Source organism: Sulfuriflexus sp. (assembly GCF_032250955.1).
Lineage (GTDB): Bacteria > Pseudomonadota > Gammaproteobacteria > AKS1 > AKS1 > Sulfuriflexus.
Genome location: NZ_JAVVES010000106.1, coordinates 1 through 5142 on the forward strand (window position 1 = coordinate 1; position 5142 = coordinate 5142).

The following is a 5142-nucleotide window of genomic DNA, read 5'->3' on the forward strand; positions in this document are numbered from 1 at the left end:
AATCGCCTTATATCACGCGCTTGGAGCGCTACCTGCCCCGAAAACTACCCATGAATTTTTCTGACGAGGCATATTTTATTTACTCCCTCATCCTGGCCTTCTCCCAAAGGGAGAAGGGATAACGCCGATTAGAGGGTGATGAAATTTCATGTGTTCATGCGCATCAATCAACCTGGTTATCTTATTTCCCCGAAGATTACCACTTGTCAGGCTTATGTTAACGGGACAGCAGTGAGTCTATTTGTGTTTCGATTTAAGTCCCTTCAAGTGACTTTTCGTGAGTTCGATAAATCGCGGCGTAAGACCGACGTCTTCATAGACGGGATCACCGAACTCGTCCTCGGTTATGATTCTGTCACCTTTTATATATGGAAATTCTTCTTCTATTTCGTTTAATGCCAGGCCAAGTAGATCGATGATAATCTGTTCCCTGGTTCGCCCGGGGAACATATCGACCAATGCAAGAATTCCGGCCATTTTTTCAAAAGGCAATTTTATATAAATATCGGCGGTCTCCTCAGTGCTACAGGAGTGAGATGCCCAGTCATTTAATAATTCCTTTATATTCATATGCCAATTTCCTGTTCGGTTTTTCCTGAGCATGACTGGTATAAATGCTGATCATAAGGGATGCGCGGTGGCCTATCTGAAATAGGCCTTGGTTACATACTGGCTAATCATGCGTTCAGTGTTAAAAAATGAGCCATTGATGGCAATGGCATTTCGCATGATTTCTATATATGCACTGCGGTTATGATAATACATGGGCATTATAATATTCTCCAGCTTGGAATAAAGTATATCGGCTTCACTGCGGGATATAGAATCAGCTTCGGTTGCCTGTTCAATTGCATCGCTCACTGCCCAGCCGGTTACTCCTTCAATACAACCTTCTATCCACCAGCCATCAAGGATGCTCAATGACGGTACTCCGTTAATCGCGGCCTTCATGCCACTGGTGCCAGAGGCTTCCATTGGAGGGAGGGGCGTATTAAGCCACAGGTCCACACCGGATGTCATAAGCTTGCCTGTCGCCATATCATAGTCGGGAATATAGGCCAGTCGTATATCGTCACCAAGCTTGTTTTTTAACTTGAATATTTCCCTTATCAAGTCCTTTCCATCTGTATCTCTGGGGTGCGCTTTTCCTGCGTAAATCAGCTGCAATGGTCCACAATGTGCCGCGATTGAAGCCAGACGCGCTGTATCTGTAAAAAGCAGGGTGGGGCGCTTATACATTGTGGCACGCCGGGCAAAGCCTATTGTCATGGCAGCCTGGTCCATGCTGGCGTTACAGACCTTGTTTACGTATTCTACCAATTCCCGTTTGGCATGTTGGTGTGCCTGCCAAATATCATCATCGGCAATGCTTATTGCATAGCGCAGACTCGCATTATCAGCGCGCCAGTCCTTGATTGTTTTATCGAGCAAGGCGCCCATGGAACTTGATACCCATGTCCCGGCATGAATACCATTAGTGATCGATTCAATGTCGTAGCCTTCGAACAGTTTCCTGGAGGTTTCACGATGTTTTTCGGCCACACCATTGATGTAATAGCTTGTTTCAAGTGCGACGTGGGTCAGGTTAAGTTCTCCATTACAACAAAGGTTATCAGAACATTCCTTGAAGGGAATGCATTGTTTCAATAGCCTGGATGCCAGTGACATGGGGAACCTGTCATGGCCTGCCGCAACAGGTGTATGTGTCGTAAAGACACATTGTCGTTTTACTTCTTCTAGAAGCTCAGCGGTCGTTTTTTCGTCTCCAGGTTGTTGCTTAAGCTCATCGATAAGTTCGAACACGAGCAAGCTGGAGTGCCCCTCATTCATGTGATAACGATTGATGTTCACATTCCCCAGTGAACGCAATATTCGGATGCCGCCGATGCCGAGGATTATTTCCTGACAAAGCCTGTAGTAATCATCACCACCATAAAGGTTGTCAGTCAGGCTGCGGTCATAGTCAGAATTGCCCTCCACGTCAGTATCGAGGAGAAATACAGGTACAACATGTCCATTATAATCACGGATATCATAGCGCCATGCGCGCATGGAAACTTGCCGATCTTCGAGTTCGACTACGGCGCGGGCACCAGCGGGGAGGAGATAATCATCAACGGGCCAGATGACCGGCGCCTCATATTGCTGTCCGTCTTCATTCAGGTTTTGCTGAAAATAGCCTTTACGAGACAAGAGGGTTACACCTGCCATGGATATACCGCTATCGGCTGCAGAACGCAGTGTGTCACCGGCTAATATACCAAGCCCCCCTGCATAGGTCGGGATAGATGACTCAAGGGCGATCTCCATAGAAAAATAGGCTATTGAGATATCGTTATTCATTTATGTTATGAATATGGCCATTTCCAGTCGCGAATCTCAGGCATATCAATACCATGAGATGAGATATATTGCTTGTGTTCAATAAGTTTATCGCGAATAAACTGCTTCAGATAGGCGGCCGTGTAGCCCAGTTTTTCCACCCGGTCGACAACATCCCCCACCAGGTGATACCTGTCAAGGTCATTCAGGACCACCATGTCGAATGGCGTCGTAGTAGTGCCTTCTTCCTTGAACCCGCGCACATGCATATTTTTATGGTTGTGGCGGCGGTATGTCAGGCGGTGAATGAGATAGGGATAACCATGAAAGGCAAAGATGATGGGTTTGTCCGTTGTGAAGATGACATCAAAATCCCTGTCAGTCAGGCCATGTGGATGCTCATCTTTCGGTTGCAGGGTCATCAGGTCGACTACGTTAACCACCCTGACCTTCAGTTCAGGCACATGCTGGCGCAGCAGGTCGACAGCGGCAAGGGTTTCCAGTGTCGGCACATCGCCCGCACAGGCCATTACTACGTCAGGCTTACCATCATGATCATTACTTGCCCATTCCCATATACCTACACCAGCACTGCAGTGCTTGATTGCAGCATCCATACCAAGCCATTGTGGTTGATTCTGTTTGCCGGCAATAATGACATTTATAGAATCGCGGCTACGCAGGCAGTTATCAGTGACGCATAACAAGGTATTTGCATCAGGGGCCAGAAAGACACGGATAATGCTTGATTTTTTATTAATCACCACATCTATAAAGCCGGGATCCTGGTGGGAAAAGCCATTGTGATCCTGTCGCCAGACATGCGAGGTCAGCAGGTAATTCAGGGAGGCAACAGGCCTTCGCCAGGGGATTTTCTTGCTGACGTTTATCCACTTTGCATGCTGGTTGAACATGGAGTCGACGATATGAATAAAGGCCTCATAGCACGAGAACAAGCCGTGTCTCCCGGTCAGCAAGTAGCCTTCCAGCCAGCCCTGGCAGGTATGTTCGGAGAGGATTTCCATGACCCGACCGTCAGGTGACAGATGCTCGTCTTCAGGCAATGTCTCTGCCATCCAGGCACGGTCAGTGACCTCGAACAGTGCACCAAGCCGGTTTGAGGCAGTCTCGTCAGGTCCCATGACCCGAAAATTCTGATTGGCCATGTTCGCCTTCATGACATCGCGTAAGTACTGTCCCATTATTCGCGTGGCCTCTGCGAAGGTATGGCCGGGTTTGGAAACCTTTATGGCATGATCACGAAAATCTGGTAATTTCAGGTCCTTGAGTAATTCACCACCATTGGCATGCGGGTTCGATCCCATACGGCGTGCTCCCTCGGGAGCCAGCTGCCGAAGCTCCTCCAGCAGGGCACCCGTTTCATCAAACAACTCTTCGGGACGATAGCTCTTTAACCATGACTCAAGGAGCTTGAGGTGCTTTGAATTTTCAACCGTGTCAGAGAACGGCACTTGATGGGAGCGCCAGGAACCCTCGGTTTTCTTGCCGTCAACCTCTTTCGGCCCCGTCCAGCCCTTCGGGCTGCGGAGGATGATCATCGGCCAGACCGGGCGGCCTGTATCGCCATCAACCCGCGCACGCTGCTGAATCAATTTGATTTCATCAATAATGGCATCAAGTGTGGTGGCCATTTTCTCGTGCATCTGTCCGGGTTCTGAGCCCTCAACGAAGTAAGGCTTATAACCATAGCCTTTGAATAAATTCAGGAGTTCATCGTGTCCAATGCGTGCGAGCAGGCTGGGATTCGCGATCTTGTAGCCGTTCAGGTGCAAAATTGGCAGCACTGCGCCATCACGCTGTGGATTGAGAAACTTATTCGAATGCCAGCTCGTGGCCATGGGGCCTGTTTCTGCTTCACCGTCTCCGACTACACAACAGACGAGCAGATCCGGGTTATCGAATGCCGCCCCATAGGCGTGGGAGAGGGCATAGCCCAGCTCCCCACCTTCATGAATGGATCCTGGTGTCTCTGCAGTGACATGGCTACCGACGCCACCGGGGAAGGAAAACTGCTTGAAGAGTTTTTTCATCCCCTCGGCATCCATAGTGACAGGAGAATAGAATTCACTATAGCTACCCTCAAGCCAGGTATTCGCCACCATCCCCGGACCGCCGTGGCCAGGGCCGGCGATATAGATCATGTTCAGATCATATTTTTTAATGATGCGGTTACAATGCGCGTAGATGAAGTTAAGACCCGGGGTCGTGCCCCAATGGCCAAGCAGTCGTGGTTTTACATGCTCTTTTTTTAAGGGCTGCCGTAATAGCGGGTTATCAAGCAGGTATATCTGACCCACCGACAGGTAATTGGCCGCACGCCAGTAGGCGTCCAGCTTGTGCAGTTCCTCACCGCTCAGGACCTCGTGGCCAGTGGTCACCATCTCTTCCATGATGATTCCTCCTTTTGGAATAACTATGCATTTTATATGTAAATAGATAAGTAAACAGCTGTTACATGGTATTTAGCAATATTTCGGCCAGGCAGGTGATTTCGAGTCCTTTTCGGCAGACATTGAGAATAAGTCTACCTTGTTGATCTGCCGATTGAATATAGGTACACCACCGCTATCGGACTACTTTTTATGATTGGATGACCAGGCTTTGTCCTATGCCAAGGTTTTCCAGTAGTGGCGTATTGTGCCAGAATCAGTTTTTCTCCAGGTTGGGCATATTTCGCCCACAGGAATCTAACATATCATCTCAAGATTATCGTTTATTTATCTGCCTCGTCAGAAAAATTCATGGGTAGTTTTCGGGGCAGGTAGCGCTCCAAGCGCGTGATATAAGGCGATTTCAGTC

Annotated in this window: 3 protein-coding genes; all 3 read right to left on the minus strand. The window is 48.7% G+C overall.

The window, feature by feature from the left end:
• Nucleotides 1-237: 237 nt before the first annotated feature.
• Nucleotides 238-570, minus strand: a complete 333-nt coding sequence (locus RQ738_RS13055; protein ID WP_314165734.1) for a type 1 pili tip component — start codon at nt 568-570, stop codon at nt 238-240.
• Nucleotides 571-642: 72 nt separating this feature from the next.
• Nucleotides 643-2343 carry an alpha-glucan family phosphorylase gene (gene glgP / locus RQ738_RS13060; protein WP_314165736.1) on the minus strand — a complete coding sequence of 567 codons (1701 nt, stop codon included), beginning with the start codon at nt 2341-2343 and terminating at the stop codon, nt 643-645.
• A gap of 5 nt (nt 2344-2348) precedes the next feature.
• Nucleotides 2349-4733 (minus strand): phosphoketolase family protein, encoded by a 2385-nt coding sequence (locus RQ738_RS13065; protein WP_314165737.1) that lies wholly within the window; start codon nt 4731-4733, stop codon nt 2349-2351.
• Between the last annotated feature and the right edge of the window lie 409 nt (nt 4734-5142).